At 66.8% G+C, this 24,978-nt stretch carries 25 protein-coding genes and 1 riboswitch; of the genes, 6 read left to right on the forward strand and 19 right to left on the reverse strand.

The window, feature by feature from the left end; genetic code table 11:
* Nucleotides 1-30: 30 nt before the first annotated feature.
* From ACN8ZM_RS28795 to ACN8ZM_RS28805, 3 genes are read right to left on the reverse strand one after another with little or no spacing between them, the layout of a single operon-like run.
* Nucleotides 31-216, reverse strand: a complete 186-nt coding sequence (locus ACN8ZM_RS28795) for a DUF1289 domain-containing protein (RefSeq protein WP_080741428.1) — start codon at nt 214-216, stop codon at nt 31-33.
* Between the two features lie 2 nt (nt 217-218).
* A complete protein-coding gene (gene dmeF, locus ACN8ZM_RS28800) occupies nt 219-1,523 on the reverse strand; it encodes a CDF family Co(II)/Ni(II) efflux transporter DmeF (protein WP_420211448.1) in 1,305 nt (434 codons plus the stop codon).
* A 12-nt stretch (nt 1,524-1,535) separates the two neighbouring features.
* A complete protein-coding gene (locus ACN8ZM_RS28805; protein WP_039354022.1) occupies nt 1,536-1,811 on the reverse strand; it encodes a metal/formaldehyde-sensitive transcriptional repressor in 276 nt (91 codons plus the stop codon).
* A 120-nt stretch (nt 1,812-1,931) separates the two neighbouring features.
* A riboswitch (yybP-ykoY riboswitch) is annotated at nt 1,932-2,100 on the forward strand.
* Between the two features lie 81 nt (nt 2,101-2,181).
* Here ACN8ZM_RS28805 and ACN8ZM_RS28810 point away from each other — a divergent pair.
* Entirely contained in the window at nt 2,182-3,192 is a 1,011-nt protein-coding gene (locus ACN8ZM_RS28810) for a sodium:calcium antiporter (RefSeq protein ID WP_420211449.1), read from the forward strand.
* A gap of 82 nt (nt 3,193-3,274) precedes the next feature.
* Here ACN8ZM_RS28810 and arsH read toward each other — a convergent pair whose 3' ends face one another.
* The 10 genes from arsH to gstA all read right to left on the reverse strand — a co-directional run bounded on the left by arsH (nt 3,275) and on the right by gstA (nt 13,636).
* Nucleotides 3,275-3,997, reverse strand: a complete 723-nt coding sequence (gene arsH, locus ACN8ZM_RS28815) for an arsenical resistance protein ArsH (protein WP_420211450.1) — start codon at nt 3,995-3,997, stop codon at nt 3,275-3,277.
* Entirely contained in the window at nt 3,990-4,412 is a 423-nt protein-coding gene (gene arsC, locus ACN8ZM_RS28820) for an arsenate reductase (glutaredoxin) (protein ID WP_043178666.1), read from the reverse strand. The genes arsH and arsC overlap by 8 nt, the downstream gene beginning before the upstream one ends.
* A 20-nt stretch (nt 4,413-4,432) precedes the next feature.
* The gene (gene arsB / locus ACN8ZM_RS28825; protein ID WP_420211451.1) at nt 4,433-5,503 is read right to left on the reverse strand and encodes an ACR3 family arsenite efflux transporter; all 1,071 of its coding nucleotides are present in this window, start codon (nt 5,501-5,503) and stop codon (nt 4,433-4,435) included.
* Complete coding sequence (locus tag ACN8ZM_RS28830) at nt 5,500-5,832, reverse strand: ArsR/SmtB family transcription factor (protein ID WP_043178668.1); 333 nt, start codon at nt 5,830-5,832, stop codon at nt 5,500-5,502. The genes arsB and ACN8ZM_RS28830 overlap by 4 nt, the downstream gene beginning before the upstream one ends.
* A gap of 197 nt (nt 5,833-6,029) precedes the next feature.
* Nucleotides 6,030-6,401: a copper-binding protein gene (locus ACN8ZM_RS28835; protein WP_420211452.1), complete on the reverse strand. Its 372-nt coding sequence runs from the start codon at nt 6,399-6,401 to the stop codon at nt 6,030-6,032.
* Nucleotides 6,398-9,604: an efflux RND transporter permease subunit gene (locus ACN8ZM_RS28840; protein ID WP_420211453.1), complete on the reverse strand. Its 3,207-nt coding sequence runs from the start codon at nt 9,602-9,604 to the stop codon at nt 6,398-6,400. Before ACN8ZM_RS28840 ends, ACN8ZM_RS28835 begins: the two co-directional genes overlap by 4 nt.
* The gene (locus tag ACN8ZM_RS28845; protein WP_420211454.1) at nt 9,601-11,142 is read right to left on the reverse strand and encodes an efflux RND transporter periplasmic adaptor subunit; all 1,542 of its coding nucleotides are present in this window, start codon (nt 11,140-11,142) and stop codon (nt 9,601-9,603) included. The genes ACN8ZM_RS28840 and ACN8ZM_RS28845 overlap by 4 nt, the downstream gene beginning before the upstream one ends.
* Nucleotides 11,143-11,153: 11 nt before the next feature.
* The gene (locus ACN8ZM_RS28850; protein WP_420211455.1) at nt 11,154-12,446 is read right to left on the reverse strand and encodes a TolC family protein; all 1,293 of its coding nucleotides are present in this window, start codon (nt 12,444-12,446) and stop codon (nt 11,154-11,156) included.
* A 92-nt stretch (nt 12,447-12,538) separates the two neighbouring features.
* Nucleotides 12,539-12,916: a hypothetical protein gene (locus tag ACN8ZM_RS28855; RefSeq protein ID WP_420211456.1), complete on the reverse strand. Its 378-nt coding sequence runs from the start codon at nt 12,914-12,916 to the stop codon at nt 12,539-12,541.
* A gap of 87 nt (nt 12,917-13,003) precedes the next feature.
* Nucleotides 13,004-13,636 carry a glutathione transferase GstA gene (gstA, locus tag ACN8ZM_RS28860; RefSeq protein WP_420211457.1) on the reverse strand — a complete coding sequence of 211 codons (633 nt, stop codon included), beginning with the start codon at nt 13,634-13,636 and terminating at the stop codon, nt 13,004-13,006.
* Nucleotides 13,637-13,772: 136 nt separating this feature from the next.
* Between gstA and ACN8ZM_RS28865 the strand changes: the two genes are divergently transcribed.
* Nucleotides 13,773-14,165, forward strand: a complete 393-nt coding sequence (locus tag ACN8ZM_RS28865) for a winged helix-turn-helix transcriptional regulator (protein WP_420211458.1) — start codon at nt 13,773-13,775, stop codon at nt 14,163-14,165.
* 31 nt (nt 14,166-14,196) lie between these two features.
* Nucleotides 14,197-14,565: a hypothetical protein gene (locus ACN8ZM_RS28870; RefSeq protein WP_420211459.1), complete on the forward strand. Its 369-nt coding sequence runs from the start codon at nt 14,197-14,199 to the stop codon at nt 14,563-14,565.
* Here the strand turns inward: ACN8ZM_RS28870 and ACN8ZM_RS28875 are convergent.
* On the reverse strand, nt 14,562-15,110 hold the full coding sequence (locus ACN8ZM_RS28875; protein WP_420211460.1) for a YbhB/YbcL family Raf kinase inhibitor-like protein: 549 nt from the start codon (nt 15,108-15,110) through the stop codon (nt 14,562-14,564). The genes ACN8ZM_RS28870 and ACN8ZM_RS28875 overlap by 4 nt on opposite strands.
* On the opposite strand from ACN8ZM_RS28875, the gene ACN8ZM_RS28880 reads away from it, so the two are divergent.
* Entirely contained in the window at nt 15,097-15,375 is a 279-nt protein-coding gene (locus tag ACN8ZM_RS28880; protein ID WP_420211461.1) for a hypothetical protein, read from the forward strand. The genes ACN8ZM_RS28875 and ACN8ZM_RS28880 overlap by 14 nt on opposite strands.
* A 122-nt stretch (nt 15,376-15,497) precedes the next feature.
* The gene (locus ACN8ZM_RS28885; RefSeq protein WP_043178690.1) at nt 15,498-16,883 is read left to right on the forward strand and encodes an MFS transporter; all 1,386 of its coding nucleotides are present in this window, start codon (nt 15,498-15,500) and stop codon (nt 16,881-16,883) included.
* 69 nt (nt 16,884-16,952) lie between these two features.
* On the opposite strand, the gene ACN8ZM_RS28890 is transcribed toward ACN8ZM_RS28885, so the two are convergent.
* The 4 genes from ACN8ZM_RS28890 to ACN8ZM_RS28905 all read right to left on the reverse strand — a co-directional run bounded on the left by ACN8ZM_RS28890 (nt 16,953) and on the right by ACN8ZM_RS28905 (nt 22,891).
* Complete coding sequence (locus tag ACN8ZM_RS28890) at nt 16,953-18,029, reverse strand: C45 family autoproteolytic acyltransferase/hydolase (RefSeq protein WP_420211462.1); 1,077 nt, start codon at nt 18,027-18,029, stop codon at nt 16,953-16,955.
* A gap of 120 nt (nt 18,030-18,149) precedes the next feature.
* Nucleotides 18,150-19,736 carry a DUF3138 family protein gene (locus tag ACN8ZM_RS28895; RefSeq protein WP_043178694.1) on the reverse strand — a complete coding sequence of 529 codons (1,587 nt, stop codon included), beginning with the start codon at nt 19,734-19,736 and terminating at the stop codon, nt 18,150-18,152.
* 97 nt (nt 19,737-19,833) lie between these two features.
* Nucleotides 19,834-20,949, reverse strand: coding sequence for a polyamine ABC transporter substrate-binding protein (locus ACN8ZM_RS28900; protein WP_043178697.1), 1,116 nt, complete (start codon nt 20,947-20,949; stop codon nt 19,834-19,836).
* Between the two features lie 211 nt (nt 20,950-21,160).
* The gene (locus ACN8ZM_RS28905; RefSeq protein ID WP_420211463.1) at nt 21,161-22,891 is read right to left on the reverse strand and encodes an amidohydrolase; all 1,731 of its coding nucleotides are present in this window, start codon (nt 22,889-22,891) and stop codon (nt 21,161-21,163) included.
* Nucleotides 22,892-23,129: 238 nt separating this feature from the next.
* Between ACN8ZM_RS28905 and ACN8ZM_RS28910 the strand changes: the two genes are divergently transcribed.
* Nucleotides 23,130-23,960, forward strand: a complete 831-nt coding sequence (locus ACN8ZM_RS28910) for a helix-turn-helix transcriptional regulator (RefSeq protein ID WP_043178701.1) — start codon at nt 23,130-23,132, stop codon at nt 23,958-23,960.
* A 15-nt stretch (nt 23,961-23,975) separates the two neighbouring features.
* Here ACN8ZM_RS28910 and ACN8ZM_RS28915 read toward each other — a convergent pair whose 3' ends face one another.
* Nucleotides 23,976-24,896 (reverse strand): LysR family transcriptional regulator, encoded by a 921-nt coding sequence (locus ACN8ZM_RS28915; protein ID WP_039353976.1) that lies wholly within the window; start codon nt 24,894-24,896, stop codon nt 23,976-23,978.
* Between the last annotated feature and the right edge of the window lie 82 nt (nt 24,897-24,978).

A 24,978-nucleotide genomic window follows, 5' to 3' on the forward strand; every position in this document is an offset into this window, starting at 1 on the left:
ACCGCACGTGCCGGCCGTCACGCGAGCACGCTATTTCCCCGTGTCGCGCCGGATCTTCGCTTGCCGGCGCACGCGATCGTTCAGTATCTGGTGCCGGCGAGTGTCGGTCATCTTCTTCCAGTCGCGCGCCTCGTCACGCGTGCGCAGGCAGCCCACGCAGAATCCGGTGCGGCCGTCGAACGCGCACAGCTCGACGCACGGCGATTTCACGGCCACGATCAGGCCGCCTTCGCCGACGCCATCACTTCGACGGTCACGTGGGAAACGCCGTCAAATCGCGCAACGAGCGCACGGTAGAAGCGCGCGTCACGCGCCGCGTCGAATGTCTCGACAGACACGATCGCGCTCATGTGCCCGGGACCGACACGCCACACGTGGAGATCGTTGACCTTGTCGCCAAACGCCTCGATCGCCTGGCGTACACGCTCCGCCAGCTTGCGATCGACGTTGACGTCGAGCAGGATGCCGCCCGTATCGCGCATCAGCCCGTACGACCAGTTCGCGATGACGAGCGCGCCGATGATGCCCGCGAGCGGATCCATCCAGACCCAGCCGAACGCACGTGCGAGCAGCAGCCCGATGATCGCCAGCACCGACACCGCGGCATCGGCGATCACGTGAACGTAGGCCGACCGGATGTTGTGATCGCGGGCGGCGGCAGCGTGCGCGCCTTCGTGATGATCGTGTTCGACGAACGTCAGCGCGTGCTCGTTGCCGTTCAGCGTCACGATCGCATCGAACGCATGGGGCTCGGGAATGGTCTCTCGCGATTCCAGGAAGCCGTTGCGCGCGACCATCGTGAAATGCTGTCGCGATTGGTCGGGGCGAACGGTCGTAATCGAGGCGGACACCCCGTCGAGGCTCGACTCGCCGGTTGCCGGCGCGATCCGGAACACCGGCGGCACGCCGTCCTCGAACACCGATACGTCGAACACGCCGGCTGTCGAGAAGACCCTCATGGCTTCGTCCGCGTGATCGGCGTGATCGCCGTGTGCGTGCCCATGTCCGTGGCCGTGGCCGTGGCCATGCCCATGATGGTGGCCGTGATCATGCCCGTGATGGCCGCCGCTCAGCAGCCACACGCTCGCCAGGTTGACCGCGAGGCCGAGCACCGCGATCGGAATCGCCTCGCCAAAATGGATCGGCACCGGCGACAGGAATCGCGCGACGGCCTCGTAGCCGATCAGGATCGCGATCATCGCGAGCACGATCGCGCTCGTGAACCCGGCCAGGTCACCCAGCTTGCCGGTGCCGAACACGAAGCGCGGATCGTCGGCGTGCCTGCGCGCATAGGTGTAGGCCAGCGCTGCGATCAGCATTGCGCCTGCGTGTGTCGACATGTGCAGCCCGTCGGCGACGAGCGCCAGCGATCCGAACAGCGTGCCGCCGACGATCTCGGCCACCATCATCGCCGCGCACAGGCCGATCACCATCCACGTCCGCCGCTCGTTCTGCTCGTGCGCCGCGCCGAGGAAGATATGGTCGTGCCCCGCGCCGAACGCGTCATTCGTGAAATTGCCCATGTTCCACCCCGATCACTTGAAATAGCTGTGCACCACGTCGATCAGCTGCTCGGTCGCGCTGCCTTCGTGCTCATCCGGCCCATGTGCATCGACCATGTGCTCGCGAATGTGGTCCTCCAGCACGACGGCCAGCAGCCCGTTCATCGCGCCGCGACAGCTCGTGATCAATTGCAGCACCTCGTTGCAGCCGCGTTCCTCCCCGAGCGCGCGCTCGATCGCCTCGACCTGGCCCTTGATACGGCGCACGCGGTTCAGCAGCTTCTGTTTTTCACGAACGGTATGACTCATCGACGACTGACTCCTGGATAGTGGGGGGGAGTATAAATCCGGAAGGTTTCCCCTATAGGGGAGAGGGGTATATTTTTTTGAGATGAAGGCTTGTCGAAAGCAATCCGCTCGGCTAGACTGCCCTTCGTCTTTGGGGAGTAGCCTGCTTTCCATCCCCGGAAAGCGAACGCCGTCAACACACTCGGCCTGCGGCCGTGGCGCGTTCAGCCTGATCGGCTTGGCGAGACCATGGGTGCATCGCGTCGTTCCTGGTCGGACGTCGTCGGATGCGCCATGGTTCGTCAGCGTCCGACCACGGAGTCCCCATGTTCCCCACCGCCTTTTCCCCGCGTTTCGCCGCCGTCCGCGCGCATGCCTGCGGAGGTGCCGCATGACCTTCATGTTCCTCGAACTGGCGTTCATGCTGATCGTCATCCTCGTCGCCGCCGAGGTCTTCACCAATGCGCTCGAACATCTCGGCGAACGCCTGAAGATTTCCGAAGGCGTCACCGGCTCGCTGTTCGCGGCCGTCGGCACCGCGCTGCCCGAAACGATGGTGCCGCTGCTCGCGCTCGCCGGGGGCACGGCGAACCAGACCGTGAACGAGGAGATCGGCGTCGGCGCGATTCTCGGCGCGCCGCTGATGCTCGCGACGCTCACCACCTTCCTGATGACGCTCGCGGTGATCCGCTCGCGCGGGCTGCGCGGCACGATCGCGCCCGAACGCACGGGCTTCGTGCGCGACCTGAACTACTTCCTCGCCGCGTTCTCGCTGGCCACCGCCGCGATGTTCGTCCCGCATCACAACTGGGCCGTGCGCGCGCTGCTCGCCGCGATGCTGGTCGGCATCTACGTGATGTATGTCGTGATGACGTTCCGCGCGTCGAACCAGCTCGTCGATGCCGGGCACGGCACCGAAGCGCCGCACAAGATGTTCCTGTCACGCCTGGGCCTGCCGACCACCCTCGCGACGATTGCGCTGCAGTTGCTCCTCGGCCTCGCGCTGCTGGTCGGCGGTGCGAAGGGTTTCATTCACGGCGTGGAAGGCGTGTCGCACGTGCTCGGTGTCTCGGCACTGCTGCTGTCGCTGATCATCGTGCCGATCGCGACGGAGTTGCCGGAGAAGGTCAACAGCGTGCTGTGGATCCGCCGCAAGAAGGACACGCTCGCGTTCGGCAACATCACCGGCGCGATGGTGTTCCAGGGCACGCTGCTGCCGGCGATCGGCATCATGCTGACGCCGTGGGAGCCACGGCCCGAAGTGCTGACCGGCGTGATCATCACACTCGCGGCGGCAGCGTGGCTGCGCTTCAATGCGCGCACGCGCGGGCTCGCGATCTGGGCCTTGCTGGCGAATGGCGCCGGTTATGCGGGTTATCTGTTCATGACGCTGGCGCGCTGATCGTGCCCATCTCGCGCGTAGAGCATGCTCCCGCCGCGCCGGCGGGAGCGACGCCTCATCGCGCCGCCCACCGGAAAGCGGCTCAGATTCGCGATTGGTTTACACGCTGCGACAGTTGTTCGGCGCTTTCCTTGCGCTCGCTGTAGCGATCGGTCAAGTACGCGCCGACGTCGCGCGTCAGCAGCGTAAACTTGACCAGCTCCTCCATGACGTCGACGACCCGATCGAAATACGCGGACGGTTTCATCCGGTCGTCGTCGCCGAATTCCATGAACGCCTTCGCGACGGACGACTGGTTCGGAATGGTCAGCATGCGCATCCAGCGCCCGAGCACGCGCATCTGGTTGACCGCGTTGAACGATTGCGATCCGCCGCTGACCTGCATGACCGCCAGCGTCTTGCCCTGCGTCGGCCGTACCGCGCCGACCGACAACGGAATCCAGTCGATCTGCGATTTCATCACGCCGGTCATCGCGCCGTGCCGCTCGGGGGAGCACCACACCATGCCCTCCGACCATTGCACGAGCTCGCGCAACTCCGCCACCTTCGGGTGGCTGTCCGGCGCATCGTCAGGCAACGGCAGTCCGGCCGGATTGAAGATCCTTGCTTCGGCGCCCATGGCCGTCAGCAGCCGCGCCGCCTCCTCGACCAGCAGCCGGCTGAACGAGCGCGTGCGCAGTGACCCGTAGAGCAGCACGATTCGAGGCGGATGCGTCGACGGCTGCGCGGGTTGCAGCCGGCTCGCGTCCGGCATGCGAAACAGCGTGGCGTCGAGTTGCGGCAGATCGTTCAGGTAGTCAGACACGCTTGCCCTCCGCATCGATCACGATTTCACCGTCTTCCTTCGCAAACGGCCCCTTCTGCGGATCGGGCAGGATATCGAGCACCTGCTCGGACGGGCGGCACAGCCGCGTGCCGAGCGGGGTGACGACGATCGGGCGATTGATCAGGATCGGGTGAGCGACCATGAAACCGATCAGATCGTCGTCGCTCCATTTCGGATTGTCGAGATCGAGCGCTTCATAGGGTGTCCCCTTGCGCCGCAGCACGTCGCGTACCGGCACGCCCATCGCCGCGATCAGCGCGCGCAGTGCCTCGTGCCCCGGCGGCGTTTCCAGATAAAGCACGACGCGAGGCTCGACGCCCGTGTTGCGAATCATCGCCAGCGTGTTGCGCGACGTGCCGCAATCGGGGTTGTGATAAATCGTGATGTCGGTCATTTCCGGATTCCTGAATAATGTCACGCGCACTCGTACCAGCCCTTCGAACGGTTGACGATGCGCACGACGAGCAGCATGACCGGCACTTCGATGAGCACGCCGACGACGGTCGCGAGCGCTGCACCGGAGTGGAAGCCGAACAGGCTGATGGCGGCCGCCACGGCCAGTTCGAAGAAGTTGGACGCGCCGATCAACGCCGACGGGCAAGCGATGCTGTGTTTCTCGCCGACGACGCGATTGAGCCCATAGGCGAGCGCCGCGTTGAAGAACACCTGGATCAGGATCGGCACCGCGAGCAGCGCGATCACCAGCGGCTGCTTCAGGATCGCCTCGCCCTGGAACGCGAACAGCAGCACCAGCGTGGCCAGCAGCGCGGCGATGGACCACGGGCCGATCTTCGCCATCGCGCGGTCGAACGCCGCCTGCCCCCTGGCGAGCAACAGCCTGCGCCACACTTGCGCGAGGATCACCGGGATGACGATGTAGAGCACGACCGACGTGAGCAGCGTCGCCCACGGCACCGTGATCGCGGACATCCCCAGCAACAGGCCGACCAGCGGTGCGAAAGCGATCACCATGATGCTGTCGTTCAGGGCAACCTGCGACAGCGTGAACAGCGGATCGCCGCCCGTCAGCCGGCTCCACACGAACACCATCGCCGTGCACGGCGCGGCGGCCAGCAGGATCAGGCCGGCGATATAGCTGTCGATCTGGTCGGCCGGCAGCAGCGGCGCGAAGAGGTGCCGGATGAACAGCCAGCCGAGCAACGCCATCGAAAACGGCTTGACGAGCCAGTTCACGACGAGCGTGACGCCGATCCCCCGCACATGCTGCCGAACCTCATGCAACGCGCCGAAGTCGACCTTGACGAGCATCGGCACGATCATCACCCAGATCAACAGTCCGACGGGCAGGTTGACCTGCGCGTATTCCATGCGGCCGATGCGCTGAAAGAGTTCCGGCAGCGCCAGGCCCAGCGCGATGCCGAGCACAATGCAAAGCGCGACCCAGATGGTCAGGTAGCGCTCGAAGAATCCGATGGCGGGCGGGGCCACCACGGCTTGCGGCCGGGCAACGTTCGAGCCGGTCATGCGCCGCCTCCGCAACAGTCGGGTGCGGCCGGTACGCCACAGGCAGCGCCGGCGCAGCAGTTCTCGGTCAGGAACCCGATGAGCCCGCTCATCGATTCGAAATTCGCCGCGTAATAGATGAACCGGCCGTCCTGACGCGCAGTGACCAGATCGGCGTGCGACAGATCCTTCAGATGGAACGACAGGCTCGATGGCGACAGCCCGATCTGCTGGGCGATCGCACCGGCCGACAGCCCTTCGGGCCCGGCCACGACCAGTGCGCGGAAGATGGCCAGGCGCGCTTCATGAGCAAGCGCGCCCAGGGCGCGCACGACGAGATTGGAGTCCATGGCGCGAAGGATAGCGCCATCATTTCGACATTTCAAGCATTGTTGAAATATAGATGCCGATCCCATGCCGAGCTGTATCCAACCCGTCGTGCGCCGTCTAACGCCGCCGCACGAGCCGCTTCCGGCTCGACATGCGCGGCGCCGGTGCAACCGCCGTCCCGGTTCACGGGCGGGCGATGCACCGGCGCATCCTCAGGTCAGGACGCCTTCACCAGCTTGACGATCGTCAGCGTGCCGTCGACCTTCTCGATCCGTACCTTGACCTTGTCGCCCGCACGCGCGTGTTCGAGCATCGCGGCGTCCTTCGCCTTGAACGCCATGGTCATCGGTGGCATCCCGACGTTCTCGAGCGCACCGTGCTTCAGCGTGATCTTGCCGCTCGCGGCATCGACCTTCTTCACTTCAGCGTCGGTCAGCGCGGCATTCGACTCGCCCGCGCCGCCCGACGACATCTTCATGCCGGACATGTCCATGCCGGCCATGTCGCCGGCGGCAAAGGCGGGGGTAACGAACGCGCCGACAGCAAGAACGGCGGCAGTCGCAACGGTAACGGTAATCAATTTCTTCATCGGGATTCTCCGGTTGGGATGGATGGCACGTTCGTGCCGTGAGGAACTGCTTCGGAATGCCGCGCATGGCCCATGCTTCGGGCACGACGGCGCTGAAGCAGGAGCCATGCGGCGGGAATGACGAACATCGACAGCAGCGGCGCCGTGACCATGCCGCCGACCATCGGCGCAGCGATGCGCTGCATCACTTCGGAACCGGCACCGTGCCCGATCATGATCGGCACGAGGCCGGCGAGCACGACGGCCACCGTCATCGCCTTGGGCCGCACGCGCAGCACCGCGCCTTCGCGGATCGCGTCGAGCAGCAGCGCATCGGTCAGCGGTTCGCCGGCATCGAGCCGGCGCTGCAGCGCACCCTTCAGGTACAGCAGCATCACGACGCCGAACTCGGCGGCCACGCCCGCGAGCGCGATGAAGCCCACCGACGTCGCGACGGACACCGCATGGCCGAGCGCCCACACGAGCCAGAAGCCGCCGACCAGCGCGAACGGCACCGTCGACATCAGCAGCAGCGCATCGGCCGCCGAGCCGAACGTGAGGAACAGCAGCACGAAGATCACCACCAGCGTTACCGGCACGACGGTACGCAGCTTGGCCGCCGCGCGTTCGAGATACTCGAACTGCCCCGACCACGCGATCGAATAGCCGGGCGGCAACGCGACCCGTTGCGCAACGGCCTGCTGCATCGCGCGCACGGCGCGCTGCAGATCGGTGCCGCGGATGTCGACGTACACGTAGCCGGACAGTCGCGCGTTCTCGCTGCGGATCATCGGCGGACCGTCGGCGATCGCGATGCGCGCGACGTCGCCCAGGCGGATCTGCGCGCCGCGCGCGGTGACGACCGGCAGTTGCCGCAGGTTCTCGACCGAATCGCGCACCTCGCGCGGGTAGCGGAGGTTGATCGGGAAGCGCTCGCGCCCCGCGATCACTTCGCCGACGTCGTCGCCGCCGACCGCCGACGACACGACCGACTGGATGTCGGCCACCGACAGCCCGTAGCGCGCGGCCGCAAGCCGGTCGATGTCGACGTCGATGTAGCGGCCGCCGTTCAGCCGTTCCGCGAGCGCGGACGTGACGCCCGGCACCGGCTTCACCGCTGCCTCGACCTGCTTCGCGATCGCGTCGATCCCGGCCAGGTCCGGCCCGGAAATCTTCACGCCGACAGGCGTCTTGATGCCGGTGGACAGCATGTCGAGCCGGTTGCGGATCGGCGGCACCCACACGTTCGACAGGCCCGGCACCTTCACCGTGCGATCGAGTTCGTCGACGAGCTTCTCCGGCGTCATGCCGGGGCGCCATGCGCTGCGCGGCTTGAACCGGATCGTCGTCTCGAACATCTCGAGCGGCGCGGGATCGGTCGCGGTGTCGGCGCGGCCCGATTTGCCGAACACCGTGTCGACCTCGGGCACCGTCTTGATCAGGCGGTCGGTCTGCTGCAGCAGTTCGCTCGCCTTGTCGGCCGAAATGCCCGGTAGCGCAGTCGGCATGTACAGCAGGTCGCCTTCGTCGAGCGGCGGCATGAATTCGCCGCCGAGCCGCGACAACGGCACGGCCGTCAGCACGAGCGCGACGACCGCGATGCCGATCGCAAGCCACGGGCGCCTGAGCGTCGCTTCGAGCAGCGGCCGGTACACGCGGATCAGCACGCGGTTGATCGGGTTCGCGTGCTCGTGCGGAATGCGACCCCGCACGAGATACCCCATCAGCACCGGCACCAGCGTCACCGACAGCCCGGCGGCGGCGGCGATCGTGTAGGTCTTCGTGAACGCCAGTGGCGCGAACAGCTTGCCTTCCTGCCCTTCCAGCGAAAACACCGGGATGAACGACAGCGTGATGATCAGCAGCGAGAAGAACAGCGCGGGCCCGACTTCCGCAGCCGACATCGCGACGAGCTCCCATCGGCGCGCGGCCGTGATCGGCTCGCCGGGATGCGCGTGGTCGTACGCTTCGAGATGCTTGTGCGCGTTCTCGATCATCACGATCGCCGCGTCGATCATCGCGCCGATCGCGATTGCAATCCCGCCGAGCGACATCAGGTTCGCGTTCACGCCCTGGTAGCGCATCACGATGAACGCGGCCAGCACGCCGAGCGGCAGCGACAGGATCGCGACGAACGCGCTGCGCAGATGAAACAGAAACACCGCGCAGACGATCCCGACGATCACGAACTCCTCGATCAGCTTGTCCTTCAGGTTGCCCACCGCGCGCTCGATCAGTTGCGAGCGATCATAGGTCGTGACGATTTCGACGCCAGGTGGCAGCGAACGCTTCAGGTCGGCGAGCTTCGCCTTCACCGCATCGATCGTGGTCAGCGCGTTCTTGCCTGAGCGCATCACGACGACACCGCCCGTCACCTCGCCCTGCCCGTTCAGCTCGGCGATCCCGCGCCGCATCGCCGGGCCGACCTGGATGCGCGCGACGTCGCCGAGCAGCACCGGCGTACCGGCGTCGTTCGTGCGCAGCACCACGTGCCGGAAGTCGTCGAGCGTGCGCAGGTAGCCGGTCGAGCGCACCATGTATTCCGATTCGGCCAGCTCGACGACCGAGCCGCCGGACGCCTGGTTCGCGTTGCCGAGCGCGTTCGCGACTTCCGCCTGCGTGATGCCGTACGCGCGCAGCTTGTCCGGATCGAGCACGACCTGGTACTGCTGCACCATGCCGCCGATGCTCGCGACTTCCGACACGTCCGGCACCGCCTTCAGCTCGAACTTCAGGAACCAGTCGTTGAGCGCGCGCAGTTGCCCGAGATCGTGACGGCCGGTGCGATCGACGAGCGCGTACTCGTATACCCAGCCGACGCCGGTCGCATCCGGCCCGAGCGATACCGTCGCGCCCGCAGGCAGCCGGCTCTGCACCTGGCTCAGGTATTCGAGCACGCGCGAACGCGCCCAGTACGGATCGGTGCGGTCGTCGAACAGCACGTAGACGAACGCGTCGCCGAACGACGAATACGCGCGGACCGTTTTCGCACCGGGCACGCCGAGCAGCGTGGTCGTCAACGGATAGGTCACCTGATCCTCGACGATCTGCGGCGCCTTGCCCGGATACGACGCCTTCACGATCACCTGCGTATCCGACAGATCAGGCAACGCATCGAGCGGCGTCTGCTGCAGCGAGTGAACACCCCATGCGGCGATCAACACGGTGGCAAGCAGCACGAGGAAGCGGTTGTGGACGGACCAGCGAATGATGCGCGCGATCATCGTTCGCCTCCCTGCGGTTCGACCTTCGTCAGCCGGTAGCCATCGTCGCCCTGCGTGAACGAGAAGCGCACCGTCTCGCCCGGCTTCACGTCCGGGAACGCGGAGGGCGACGGCTTGCCGAATGCCATCGTCATCGCGCCCCAGCCGAGCGCCGGAACGGGTTGATGCGAGAACGTGATGTCGTCGGCCGTGACCTGTTCGACCTTGCCGGTGGTTTCGTAGATCGGTGCCGCCGCCGTCGATGCCGACGCGGGTGTCGCCGCTGCCCCGCTCGCGCCGGTGCCGCTTTCCAGCCGCGGCAGCACGCTTTTCAGGCTCGCCTCGGAATCGATCAGGAACTGCCCCGATGCGACGACCGTGTCGCCTTCGTTCAGCCCGCCGAGCACTTCGGTGTCGCTGCCGACGTCGTTGCCCAACGTCACGGTCACGGGCTGAAGCCGGCCATCGCGGTTCTTCACGATCACGATCGAGCGCTTGCCGGTCGCGATCACAGCTTCGGACGGCACGAGCAGGCGCGATACGGTCTGCCGTGCGGCGACCTGCACGCGCATCAGCATGCCGGGCGTGAGCTTCAGCGCGGCGTTGTCGATCTCCACGCGCGCCTGCAGCGTGCGGCTGCTCGTGCTGATGCCGGGCAGCACTTCGCGGATACGCCCCGTGAAATGCTGCGACGGGTCGCCCGCGAACGTCGCGTCGACCGACATCCCCGGCTGCACGTTCAGCGCAAGCGCCTCGGGCACCTCGACGATGAGCCACAGCGTCGACAGCCCCGCGATCTTCGCGAGCGTCTGCCCGGGTGCGACCATCGCGCCGTCCCGCACGTTCAGCTCGCTGACGACGCCGGTTTCCGGCGCGGTCAGCACGACATGCGTCTGGGCCTTGCCGGTGCGATCGAGGCTCGCGATCATGCCGTCGGGAATCGACAGCGCCCGCATCCGCGCGCGAGACGCATCGAGCAGGCTGCCGTCCATCCCGCCGCGCTTGAGCGCGAGGTATTCCTCCTGCGGCGCGAGCCAATCAGGCACGAACAGCGATGCGACCGGGGCGCCCTTCGCGATGCGCTGCATCGGCGCGCGCGCATAGAGACGATCGATGTAGCCGGTGACGCGCGACTGGACGACATCCGCGCGCGATTCGTCGAACTGCGTGGTGCCCACCGCATCGAATCCGGCCGCCGTCTGCTGCCGGCGCACGGTCGCATAGCGGATGCCGAGGCTCTGCTGCAGGCCCGGATCGATCCGGATGCCGGACGCGCCGCCGCCTTCGTCGGCGTAGACGGGCTGTAGCTGCATGTCCATGAATGGCGACTTGCCCGGTTTGTCGAAGTGCTGGTTCGGCACCATCGGGTCGTGCCAGTACAGCACCTTGCGGCCGATCTTCGGATCGGCGCTGCAGGGCGAGGAGGATGCCGCCGCGGTGGTATCCGTTGCGGCCGCGGCCGTCGCCGCATGGCGCGCGCCCGCGAAATAGCCCGCGCCGAGCAGCGCAGCACCGGCGAACGCCAGCAGGGCCGCGCGGGCCAGTGTTTGCTTCATCATGTCGTTCTCCTTTATTGCGCGGCGGCCAGCGTCGACGGCACGACCTGGTATTCGAGCTGCGCCCAGGTCTGCGAGACCTCGCGCCGGAGATCGAGCACCTGCAATTGCGCATCCAGTTGCGCGCGGCGCGCGGCGAACGTATCCGCGAGCGAACCCGTGCCGGCGCGGTACGCGGCATTCGCCAGTTGCACGCGCTGGTCGGCGGCGGGCAGCAACGCGTCGCCGAGATTCGCGATGCGCGCACGACCGCTCGCGAGCGTCGCGGACTGCGTGCGGATATCGGCCTGCACCTGGAGCAGCGTGTCCTCGTACATCAGGCGCGCCTTCGTCGCGAGCGCGGCCTTTTCGGCGACGTCGCGGTTCTGGCGGTTCTTGCGATTGATCGGCAGCGGGATCGTGACGCCGACGGACACCATGTTCGAATACGCACCTCCACGCTGCTGGTACGCGACTTCCCACGTCCAGTTCGGGCTGCGTTCGCTGTTCGCGACAGCCGTATCGGCTTCGGCGACGGCGATATCGTCGGCGGCGGTGATCAGCGCCGGTTGCGACAGCCGCAACTCGTCCGGCGGCAGCGACGACACGAACGACTCCGGCGCGGGCGGCGCGCCCGTGACGTCGTCGACGGGCACGGTGGTCCAGCGCGACAACGCAATGAGTGAAGTCTGGTAGACCTGCTCCGCCTTCAGCAATTGATCCTGCGTCTGCGCGAGCATGGCCCGCGCCTGGACGACATCGGCCGCACTCGCCTTCGCGCCGCGATACGACGCCTTCGTCGCTTCAAGCTCATGGTTCATGTGATCGAGCAACGCCTGCTGCAGCGTGAGCGCCTGCTTCGCGTAGACGGCGTTCAGCCACGCCGTCGCGGTTTGCTGGCGTACGCTCGCGAGCTGCGCGAGATAACCGGCGCGCTCGCGCCCGACCTGCTCGTTGGCGAGCGCCGACCGCAAGCGCCGCTTGTCGCCGGACACCCACTCCTGCTCGATGCCGATGCGGCGCATCGTCATGAAGTCCTGGCCGACGGTGAAACGCTGGCCGCCGTTGACCGGCAGGTTGTCGATGCCGGCCTTGAGCATCGGGTCGGGCAGTTGGCCGGCCTTCACGGCCACCTCCGAGCTGGCACGCACCGACGCCTGCGCGGCCTGCATCGAAGCGGAATGATCGGTGGCGGACTGCAGCGCGGCGTCCAGCGTGAAAGGGGCTGGCTGCGCGTGAACGGCGCCCGCAACCAGCAGCGCCGCCCAAAGCATGGGCGCGCGCCGACGCGCACGCCGCGCAAGCGGCGTGCCGAAATGGAATGACATGGTTTAACCCCAACGGCGGAACCCCATAGGGATTCCACGTCCTGATACAGGACGAACCTCACCGCGCATGCGGCGAACCTATCGGATCGGGATCAGCTGATGCGTGGAGGGCGCCACAACCCGTTCGGATCGCGGACCGGGAGGAGTTGCGCGTAGTGGAACGCGACGGTGCTGGCGTAGGCAGCGGGACGACTGACTTCGGCGCGAGCGGCCGGATGATAGAGACTGCCGAACTGGCATTGCGCCGTGAGCTTGCAGGCCATGCCCTTCGCTTTCGCGTGGGCCTTGCCGGCAGGCGACGGCTTCATCGAATCGCAGCCCGGCATGTCGGCGGACATGCCAGCGTCCATGTCCATCGACATGCCCTGCTGCATCATCGGACATTCCCCGGCCAGGCCGCTGGCTGCCAGCCCGCTGATGGGCAGCACCGCGCAGAGCAGCAGCAGGACGATGGTCCGGAGGAATTTCATGGCGGGGATTATAGCGCGGGGTTTTGCTGTGTGGCGGCGCGCCGATGAAGCGGAAAGACGCGCCGACTCCGCGACCGCCGTCGCCTGCTACCGCGCCAGTCCCTCCGCCTCCAGCACTGCCCGCACCGCCGGCCGCGCCCGCACCCGCTCGTACCACGCACGCAGATGCGCATACCGGGTCAGGTCGATATCCGCGTGGTACACCGACCGCATCCATTCGGCCTTGCCCCAGCCCGTCAGCGCGAACAGGTACGCATCGGCAACCGTGAACGTGTCGCCCGTCAGGAACGCGTTGCCGTCGAGCTGACGGTCGATCCATGCAAAACGGCTGTCGAGCTTCGTTCTGGCCGGGTCGACGTATTTCCCCGCCTGCACCGCATACAGCAGCGGGATGAAGCCCTTGTGGATCTCGGTGCCGAGGAAGTTGAGCCACTCCATCAGCCGATAGCGCGCGAGCGTGCCGTAGGCGGGCGCGAGCCCCGCATCCGGACGCAAATCCGCGAGATACTGCGCGATCACCGGCCCTTCGCGCAGCAGCGTGCCGTCGTCGAGTTCGAGCAGCGGCACGTAGCCGAGTTCGGTCACATCGTAGTAATTGCGCCCGTCTTCAATGACATGCTTGCGCGCGTCGACCTGGATGATCTCCGCGTCGACGCCGCCTTCGCGCAGCACGATGCAAATGGCCTGCGAACAGCTTCCGGGAGCGTGATAGAGCTTCATGCGTGTCCTTCGTGGGTGGTTCATGGATCGATTCGCCGCGACGCGGGCGCTAATATCTCGCATTGGCGCAGGGCTGAGAAGACGGCAGTCGTTTGTGCCGTAGTCACAAAAAATTTACCGACCAGGATTCGGCACGATGAAATCGAGTGCGACAGGATGTTCCGTTGAAGAAGCGATGCGCCTGCTCGGCGGCCGCTGGCGGCTGCTGCTGGTGTCGTATCTGCTCGACGGGCCGCGGCGCTTCAGCGACCTGCGGCGCGACATGCCCGGCATCTCGCAACGCATGCTGACGCTCGACCTGCGCGCGCTCGAAGACGCGGGGCTCGTGCGGCGCACCGTCTACCCGGAAGTGCCGGTGCGGGTCGAGTACGACCTGACCGCCGACGGCGACCGGCTGCGGCCCGTCGTCGACGTCATGCGCGAATTCGGGCTGTGGCTGAAGGCGCGCGATGCCGATGCGGCGTGCGCCACCGGCACGACGCCCGGCGCGGCAGCCGCGATCGACTCGGCCCTCCATTCAACCCGATAACCCCTACTCCCTTACGCAGGAACCCACCTTCATGGAACTTCACGCCACGATCGGCGCGGCGACGTCCGATCTCGACGACGACGAAAGCTTCGCCAACATCTACTGTCACGACGCCGAGCAGGACTATTGCTTCGCGTTGTCGCGCTTCCCGGACGACGCGCTGATCGAAGTGATGGTGCGCGACCAGATCAACGTGCGCGTCAAGGATCTGTCGGTGCGCCTGACGGACGACACGATCGACGTCGAGATCGAACCCGCCCTCGCCGCGCGTCTCGACGGCCAGACGCGCTACGTGATCCATCTCGCGCCCGGTCAATACGATCCGGTCGCGCTACGCGCCGCGCTGAAGGAGATCTTCGTCGGCAAGAGCGGCTTTCAGGACGACAGCACGCGCGGCTAACGGCTCAATCGTACGGTCATCGTCGCCTGCGCGATGGCCTGGTCGTGCGCAGTGAAGCCGACGACCGCCGGCGTCGCATCACGCTCGACCGGCAGCTTCGCCACCTTGAGCGCGGTCAGCGTGATGACGTAGCGATGTGTCTCGCCTTGCGGCGGGCACGGGCCGAGATAGCCGGCGTGGCCGGTGTCGTTCTTCATCGGAACGGCACCCGCCGGCAGCCTCGCAACGTCATTGCCCGACCCAGCCACGATGCCGTGAGCCGACGCCGGTATATCGGCGACGACCCAGTGCCAGAACCCCGAACCCGTCGGTGCATCGGCATCGAACATCGTCAGCAGGTAGCCTTGCGTACCCGCCGGCGCATCCGTCCATCTTATGGATGGCGAAACATTCTCGCCGTGGCAGCCGAAGCTGCCCGATACCTGCGCGTGATCGAACGCGCCGCCAGCCAGCTCCACGCTGGCGATCGAGAAATCGCCGGCCCGCGCCGTCCCGACGGCGATCATGGCGGCACACAGGGCGAAACCGGGCTTGAGTGTCTTCATCGTCAATCTCACCAGCGAGCAGGAATGGAACGGCCATTCTTGCAATCGCGCCGATCCCGAACAAGGCGAGCAAAGGTACCGGTATCGCCACTACCCGGCAAAGGCCGGCCAGTCCGGCGAAGCGATACCGGACGACCTGCGCGACCGGTTCGACATCGATTCCGGCCCGTCGTCGGTGCGGCTGACTTGCGACGCAAACGGCAAGCGCGTCTCGCGCCACGATCGCCGCCCTTTCCCACATATTGAGCGCCGCTCGTCCCATTAATAGGGATACCTGTCCAAATGTTGACGCACTGCGCGCCACGGCTCTAACGTTCGCCCCAACGCCATTAGATTCGGCCGCCCCGCTCGCGGGCGACGGCCGAGCACAGAACACAGGAGACAACCGTGGCCCATTCCGCGTCACGCACGCACGCCAACCCGCCGGAACAGCGGCCCGCACACACCGGCATCGCAGCCGATTCCGCCGCCCGCGCGGCCGCGGCGCAGGCCGCGCCACCGAGCCGCAAGCGGCTGCTGATCCTCGCGCTGCTGTTCGTCACCGTCGTGATCAACTATCTCGACCGCAGCAACCTGTCGATCGCCGCGCCCGCGCTGTTCAAGGAGCTGAACATCGATCCGGTGCGCGCGGGCCTCGTGTTCTCCGCGTTCGGCTGGACCTACGCGCTGATGCAGATCCCGGGCGGCTGGCTCGTCGACAAGGTGTCGCCGCGCGTGCTGTACGCGGGTGCGCTCGCGCTGTGGTCGGCCGCGACGCTGCTGCTCGGCTTCGCGGGCTCGTTCGTCGGGCTGATCGTGCTGCGCCTCGCGGTCGGCGCGCTCGAGGCGCCGGCCTACCCGATCAACAACCGCGTGGTGACGACGTGGTTCCCGACTCGCGAACGCGCGAGCGCGATCGGCGGCTACACGTCAGGCCAGTTCGTCGGCCTCGCATTCCTCACGCCGGTGCTCGCATGGCTGCAGGTGCATCTCGGCTGGCACATGGTGTTCGTCGCGACCGGCCTCGCCGGCATCGCGTGGGCCGCGATCTGGTACGCGGTGTACCGCGAGCCGCGCGCGTTTCGCGGCGTCAACGCGGCCGAGATCGCGCTGATCCGCGACGGCGGCGGGCTCGTCGATCTCGAAGACCGCGTCGCGGCACGCAGCGAACGCGCACCATCGACATGGCGCGACCTCGGCGTCGTGCTCGGCCGGCGCAAGCTGTGGGGCATCTATCTCGGCCAGTTCGCGCTGAACTCGACGCTGTGGTTCTTCCTCACGTGGTTCCCGACCTACCTCGTGAAGTATCGCGGGATGGACTTCATCAAGTCGGGCTTCCTCGCGTCGCTGCCGTTCCTCGCCGCGTTCGTCGGCGTGCTGTGCTCGGGCGTACTGTCGGACTGGCTGATGCGCCGCGGCGCATCGCAGGGGTTCGCGCGCAAGCTGCCGATCATCTCGGGGCTGCTGATCTCGACCTGCATCATCGGCGCGAACTACGTCACGTCGACCGGCTGGGTGATCGCGTTCATGACGATCGCGTTCTTCGGCAACGGCTTCGCGTCGATCACATGGTCGCTCGTGTCGGGGCTCGCGCCCGCGCGGCTGCTCGGCCTGACGGGCGGCGTGTTCAACCTGATCGGCAACCTGTCCGCGATCGCGACGCCGATCGTGATCGGGCTGCTGGTGGACGGCGCGGACTTCTCGCGCGCGATCACCTACATCGCCGCCATGGCGCTCGCGGGCAGCCTGTCGTACGGGCTGCTGGTCGGCAAGGTCGAGCGCATCGACGCATAAGCGTCGGCAACGCACGGGCGGCCCGCGCACGCCGCCCTGCTTTACCGCTACCGCTGAATGCGCGTCGCGTCAGAACCGCTGAAACCCGTCGCGCGCCAGATCGTGCGGATTGCCTGCCACGTAGTCGAGCGCGCACGCATCGGTATCGATGCCGACGGTCAGCAGCGTTTCCCAGCGCTCGGTGTCGGGCATCGACAGGTCCGGATGGAAACACACGACGGCCTGGTCGCCGGCCGCCCCGCACATCGCCGCCGCGCGTTCGCGCACATCGGCACTCGTCATCCCGTTCACGACGTCGTTCAGGTGCGAGAAACGTTCGCGCGTGGTCGAGCTGTCCGGCATGCACTCGCCGCTGCTCAGCGCTGGGTCGAGGAAGTGATTCGTATGCAGCAGCCAGCCGTCCGGGCGCGGTACCACCACGCCGATGCCCGACGGACTCAGCTCGATGCTGGCCGCACGCGGGTTCGCGTCATGCCGCGTGAACACGGTCAGCACCGTTGACGCGCTCACGCGCGCGGTGCGTGCCAGTTCGATCGCTTCCTGAACCGTCGTCGCTTCTTCGAGAATCCACCGTGCGATCGCATGCACGGGCACGCCCGCGCTGCCGTTGTCGCTCGTATGGTGCAGGATGTTGAAGTGCAGCCCGAGCCCCGCGCTGTTCACGCCGAGCTTCGCGAGCATCCCGAATTCGGAGAACAGCTTGACGGTGCGGCCGTGCCGCGTCTCCAGCTTCATCAGCAGCCCCTGCGGCGCGAGGCTGTCGTGCCAGTCCCAGGTCTGCAGCGTGCGCGGCGTCTGCGGGCCGGCCGGCGCGTAGACGGTCGTCGAACATTCGCCTTCCGTCGACGCCGGCGCGATCGCGAGAATCTCGGTGCGCGCGTTCAGGCACGCGAGCTGCCAGCGCGGCAGGTTGACGGCATGTGCGATCGCGTCAATTTCGCCGGCCAGGTCAGGCGCCCACGCCTCGAGCGACGCAAGGCTCGCCTCGCCGATCTCGCGTGCGCGTTGCGGATCGATGCCGAGCTTCGGGAAGAACGCGAGATAAAGCGCGACGGTCTGCCGGATCTCCGGCGCGAAACGCTCGCCGATCTGGCGGCCGCGCTCGCGCGAGTCGCGGGTGTCGGTCACGAAGGTGTGCAGTTTCACGATGGTTTCTCCTGGGTTGAATGCGGACCGAGGGATGCCCGGCCCAGAATGTCACGCGTCGCGAGCGACGACAATGAAAAAAGCGGAGCCGCGCCGCGTCGCGCGGCGCGGCCCCTGTGCTCAAAACGAATAGATGAACTGCATTCCGGCGAGATCGTTGCTGCGCGAGTACGTACCGTTGCTCTTCAGGAACACCGGATGGTTCGCCGCGTCGTGGCGGTATTCGAGCTTCACGGTGATCTGCTGCGTCGGATAGAACAACAGGTCGGCCGTGATCGCGTAGCGCTGCGCGCCCTTGCACTCGGTGCCGTTGGTCGACGAGCCGTGGAAGCACGCCGGATCGATGCCGAAGCCGCTCGACCCGTTCACCGACGGATTGCCGCCCGCGAGCCCGTACTGGATGTTGGTGCCGCCGCCGCCGTTCGACGTGTTGTTCAGGTAGTCGAAGCGCAGCGTCGCGCCCATGCGGCCGACCCACGACGTCGTCCACTTCGTATGGCCGAGCAACGACATCCCGTACCAGCGGGCGGTACCGCCGTTCCATGCGCCCTTCTGCAGCTCGCCGTAATCGACCTGCGCGTTGACCTGAGTCTTGTCGTGCGTATAGGTCACGTCGGCCTCCACGTATTTGTAGAGACCAGTCGGCGACGAACCGTTGCACTGATAGCCGTAGCCGCCCGGCGTCGCGCACGGCGAGAACAGCGACTGCCGGCCAAGCATCCCGGAGATGCCGAAGTCGAAGGCGGTCGATGTCGCGTTGTCGAAGCGCGCGGTGATCGTCGGCGTCCAGTTGGTCTTCGTCGTGTTGTTCGCCGCGTTCGCGATCGCGCCGGCGGTGCGCAGCACCTCGTTGCCGATCACGACCTGCCAGAAGCGCGTCATCGCCGCGTTGGAGCCCTTCAGCCCGACGCCGATCAGGTTGCCCGGTTCGCTGAAGTCGTACAGCAGCCCGTGCGTGAGCGTCAGCATCTGGTTCGACGGCTGCACCTCGTAGCCGGCGAGGCTCGGCATCATCCCGACCTCGAAGGTGCGCGTCGTGCTGAGCGGAACCGTGACCACCGCCTGCGTGATGATGTTGTTGCCGATGCCGCCGTGCGAATTGCTGAACACGTTGCCGAAGCCGCGGTTCGGCTGGATCACGACCTCCGCCGACGGCGCCATCGGGCCGACGCCGAAGGTCTTCTTGATGTCGAGGTAGACGTCGCCGATCGTGCTGTTGAAGTAGTCGTACGCGCCCGGATCGTGGTTCAGGAACTGGAAGCCGGACGTGCGCTGCGCGCGGTTGAACAGGTACACGGGATCGACGTAGCCGGTGATGCTCAGGCCCGCGAGCGGGCCGGTGGTCGCCGCTTCCTGCAGCGAGTCGACCTTCAGCGATGCGTTCGCGATCTGCTCGCGCATCTGCTGCAGGTCGTCGTTCGTGAATGCGGGCGCCGAGTCGGCGGCCGGCGCGGCAGCCGCTGCCGTGTTGATCGAACCGATCTTCGCGCCGCCCGAGGCGGCGGTGGCAGTGGCAGTCGTTGCCGCGCCGGCAGGCTTCGCCGCCAGCATGCTCGCGCGCAGCTCGTTCACCTGCTGCTGCAGCGCGGTGACCTGTGCCTGCAGCGCCTTCATCTTGCTCGCGTCGGTCGCCTGCGGCGTGTGCGCGAAGGCCGAGGCGGCTTCGAACGCAAGCACGCACAGCGCCGTCATGTGTTTGATTTTCATGTCGTGGGTGGTCGTCGGGACGAGCGCGCCCCCGCCCGCCGCGATGAGCGGCGGGGCGCGCGAAAGGTAGACGGGAGTGGGGAGAGCGGCGGCCGGCTTACTCGGTCTTCAGCTTCGTCCAGAGACGGTTCTGCAGACGCATCAGCTCAGGCGGAACCGGCTTGCTGAGGCTCAGCTTGCGGATCACGTCGGCGGGCGGGAACACGGCCGGATCGCTCGTCACTTCGGCGCGCACCAGATGCTTCGACGACGGCACGGCCGACGGGTACGACGTGTCGTTGGTCAGGTTCGCGCTCTCCTTCTCCGACAACACGAAGTTGACGAACTTCAGCGCGGCGTCCGGATGCGGCGCATCCTTCGGCACCGCCATCATGTCGAACCACATCGCGCTGCCCTCGGCGGGGATCACGTACTTGATGTGATACGGCTTCTTCGCGGAAGCAGCCGCGATCCGCGCGGAGTTCACGTCGCCCGACCAGCCGAGCGCGAGGCAGATGTCGCCGCCCGCGAGATCGTTGATGTAGCTGCTCGAATTGAACTGCGTGATGTACGGCCGCACCGTCTTCAGCAGCTCGTATGCGGCCTGGTAGTCGGCCGGGTTCGTCGTGTTCGGGTCCTTCTTCAGGTAGACGAACGCCATCCCGAACGCATCGACCGGCGAATCGAGCACCGAAATGCCGCAGTGCTTCAGCTTCTGCGCATACTTCGGGTCGAACAGCAGCGCCCAGCTGTCGAGCGGCGCGTCGTTGCCGAGTGCGGCCTTCACCTTCTCGACGTTCATCCCGAGCCCGTCGGTGCCCCAGGTCCACGGAATGCCGAACTGGTTGCCCGGATCGTCCTTCGCGAGCACCTTCATGATTTCCGGATCGAGCAGCCCGTAGTTCGGCACCTGGCTCTTGTCGATCTTGCGGTAGATGCCGGCCTGCAACTGCCGCGCCCAGAAGATGTCGGACGGCACGACCACGTCATAACCCGACGTGCCCGACAGCAGCTTCGCCTGCAGCGTCTCGTTCGAATCGAACTCCTGGTAGACCACCTTGATGCCGGTCGCCTTCTCGAAGTTCGCGATCGTCGCCTTGCCGATCGAGTTGCCCCAGTTGTACACGTTGACGACGTCCGCCGCGTGCGCGACCGGCGCGCCGGTCCACAGGACGCCGCCCAGCGCGAGCGCCGCGCATGCCGTTTTCAGATGCTTGCTCCAATCCCCTGCCATGGTTTCCTCCGTCGATATCATGATCCGCTCGCGATGAACGGTGTGTGCTTCGGTCCGGAAAAATGTAGCCAGAGGAAATTGGCCGGTCTGCCCTGCCAATAGGGGGACACGCCGCACAATCGGGGCCTCCGGTTCCGGACGGCGGCCCCGATCGGCACAACACGGAAGCGATTTGAAAGCTTCCGCTGCCGCTTCGTCAGCGTAAAACCGCTCAGGAGGCCTGCACGCCCGTGCGCACGCCGAAGTCCTCGCCCACGTGCGTGATGCGGCCGTCCATCATCGTCAGCGCGACGTCGATGCGGCCGATGTCGTACTGGCCGACTTCGAACAGGTCGTTTTCCAGCACGACCAGATCCGCGCGCTTGCCGGGCGTGAGCGAGCCGACCTCGTGCTCCATCCCGAGCTGGTACGCGCCGTGGATCGTGTACGCGGCGATCAGCTGCGGAATGCTCAGGCGCTCGGCGAGGTCCGGAAACACCGGCGCATCGGGCTCGCCCGCGAGCTGGCGCGTATGGCCCGACTCGATGTGTTCGAGCGGCTTGTGCTGGCAGCGGCACTGGCACGCGAGGCCGTCCATGCCGATCGACACCGTCACGCCTTCGTCGAGGAACGTGCGGAACTTGTACATGTTGCTCCAGCGCGCGTGGCCGTAGTGGTCGCGCAACTGCTCGGTGTACGCGTCGACCACGCCCCACTGCAGCTGCGTGTTCGCCATCACGCCCGTGCGGCGGAAGCGCGGGATGTCGTCCGGATGCGTGAGGAACGCATGCGTGATCACGTGGCGGCGGTCGCGCGGCGGGTTCGTGCGGTTGACCGCGTCGAAGCCGTCGAGCGCCATCCGCACGGCTGCGTCGCCCACGCAATGCACCATCACGTTCGCGTTCGCGCGATCGGCTTCGACCAGGTAGCGGTTGAACGTATCGGCCGGCATCGTCGGCGCGCCGCAGGTGTCGGGGCGGTCCGCATACGGTTCGAGCAGGTAGGCGGTGTGGTTCGCCTCGGTGCCGTCGAGGAACAGCTTCAGCGCGCGCGCCTTCACGAGCGGCGAATCGTACCGCTCGCGGTATTTGACGAGCGTGCCGACCGGATCGTCGATCTCGCCGATCACCGCGACGCTGCCCACCACGCGCAGCTTCAGGTCGCCCGCGCGCTCCATCGTCTGCAGCGTCTCGTACAGCAGCGACTGGTCGCCGCTCGCGTCGAAGAAGCCCGCATCGAACACGGTCGTCACGCCGGCCGCGCACAGCTTCTTCTGCCACGGCGGGATCGATTTCAGGTACAGGTCGATGCCGGTCGGCAGCAAGCCGGCCGCGCTGATCCGCTGCAACACCAGCGAATACGCAGCGCCGTCGACGATCAGGCCGGTCGGCTCGCCGGTCACGGCGTCCTTCTCGAACCAGCTCGCGCCTTCCTGCACGGGCGGCGTCGATGCGTCGATGCCGGCGATCGCCAGCGCCTTCGAGTTCACCCACATCGAATGGAAATCGGTCGACAGCAGGCACACCGGGCGATCCGCGCAGATCGCGTCGAGCGTCTCCTTGCGCAGCAGCGCCGGCGGAATCGTCGCCTGGATCCAGCCCATCCCGGTGATCGCCGGCTCGTCCGGATGCGATTCGACGTAGTCGCGCAGCGCGCCGAGCACCTGCTGCGGATCCTCGTAGTTCACGAACGCCTGGAACGCGAACGCGGTCGTCTCGAAGTGCCAGTGCGATTCGACGAAGCCCGGCAGCACGAGCCGGCCGGCCGCGTCGACGACCTTCGTATCCGCACCGATGTACGCCTGCACGGCCGCCGTATCGCCGACGTGGACGATCCGGCCGCCGCGCACGGCGACGGCCTGAGCCCAGGGCTTGTGCGGGTCGACGGTGTAGACCTTCGCGTTGGTGAGGATGAAATCCGCCGGTGTCGAATCCTTCGCGGCGTGCGTCGGTTGCATCTGCATGGCCTGTCCTTTCTGGTGATCAGGTTTTCGAAGTGCTTTCACTATAGGCAGACGATTCGCGCCGGTATGCCCCCCCGCCGCGGGGGCTCGGGCGAATTCCGGCCACCGCGCGCACGGTCTTGTCATCGTTTTGGGGACAACGCGCGAAATCCACCGCGCGAATCCGGTGAATTCCCGGCTGACGCGTGCACGGCGTTCGCGTAACGTCGCGCTGTCCCCTGACCGCCCACGCCCGACCATGCGACTTCTCCAGCCCGACCCGGCCGCCCGCGGCCACTACCTGATCGGCGTGCGCCCCGACACGCTCGGCGCGACGCTGCGCGCAGTCGGCACGCCGGATTTCGTCGGCGCGGTCACGGAGTTCGTCAACGACAGCATCGACGCCGATGCCGTGCATCTCGAACGCTGGCGCGCCGATACGGGCAGCACGTCGGGTTTCGTCGTCGAATGGCTCGGCAGCGGCAGCCTGCGTTTCGCGGCCGATACGTTGCGCGTGATGGATGTCTATTACCAGGACTACTGCCAGGTCGATCCGCTGGTCGCGCCGCTGCGCGGCAAGGCCGGCACGCTGCTGGTGCAGCGCCATGTCGACGGCATCGCGCAGGGCGAGTTCCGCCGCCGGATCTTCGACGAGCCCGGTATCGGGCAGGAATGCCTGCTCGTGCACGGCAACGCACATCTGCAATACGCGCTGGGGCTCGCGCGCACCGTCGGCCGGGCCGCGTTCACGACGGACGAGCTGTTCCACTTCCGGCAGATGGTCGACCTGCTGTTCCCGATGTTCGAGCTGCATGCGCGCACCTGCGCGGCGCGGCGGGTGGCGGCGGTGTCAGTGAATGCCGCGTCGCAGGCGAGCTTCGACGCGCGTCTCGAACGGCAGGACGTGCAGCTGTCGCGCCGCGAGCACGAGATCTGCCGGCTGATGCTGTGCGGGCGCTCGGTGCCCGAGGCCGCGCAGCAGCTCGACGTGAAGCTGTCGACGGCCGAGTCGTACGTGAAGCGCGCGTTTGCGAAGCTCGGCGTGCGCACGCGCCGCGAGCTGTTCGACTGGGTGCTGGTCGACTGCTGAACGCCAGGCGCGTGCTTACGCGGCCAGCGCGGCCGCCTTGATGTTGAATGCGCGCAGCAGGTCCTCGCAGAACGCGTCGACGATCGGCTTGTCGCTTGCGCTGCGCTTCATCGCGAGATGCAGCGGCACGTCGAAGCTGAACGTCGTGCGGCCAACGGCCTTCACGAGCCCGCGCTGCTCGAACGGCTCCGCGTAATGCGCGGGCAGGTAGCCGAGATGCCCGCCCGACAGGATCAGGATCGTCGCGGCCTCGATGCTGTCCGCGCTCGCGGTCACGCGCCGCTCGGGCAGCGGATACTGCTCCTCCGGCACCGGATAGGTGCGCCATACCCAGTCGTGAAGCTGCAGGTCGTCCGCCGTCACGGGCCGCGACGCATGGAACAGCGGATGCCCGCGCCCGCAGTAGATCACCTGCTGCTCGGTAAAGAGCGGCGTGTAGAGCAGCCCGGGCACGCGATGCCAGAAATAGCCGATCGCGAGATCGAGCTGGTTGTTGACGAGGCTTTCCTCCAGCTCCTGCGGTGACGCGACCTTCATCGCGAACGTGACGGCCTGGTCGCGCTTGCGGAATGCGCCGATCGCATCGGCCACGCGCGCGTTCTCGACGAGCGGCGCCTGGCCGATCAGGCCGATCGACAGCGTGCCGACCAGCTTGCGATCGATGTCGCGCACGCGCGCGACGAATTCGGAGGTTGCCGCAACGAGCGTGCGCGCGGTGGCCGCGAAGCGTTCGCCCTTCGACGTCAGGCGAAAGCCGCCGCGCCCGCGATCGCACAGCTTGAAGCCGACGCGCGCTTCGAGCGCCGACAGCTGCGTGCTGATCGTCGACTGCCGCACGCCGAGCGACGCCTCGGCGGCCGTGATGCCGCGTGCGTCGACGACGGCCAGAAAGACCCGGATGAGCCGGAGATCGAGATCGGAAGTATTCGAGAACATGCTTCAAGCCGCTGCGCGTGTGCGCGTTACCCGGCCGGCCAGCACGACGCGCATCGCACGCCACGCCCGCCGCCTGCGCCGA

The organism is Burkholderia aenigmatica, from assembly GCF_048627025.1.
Classification (GTDB): Bacteria; Pseudomonadota; Gammaproteobacteria; order Burkholderiales; family Burkholderiaceae; genus Burkholderia; species Burkholderia aenigmatica.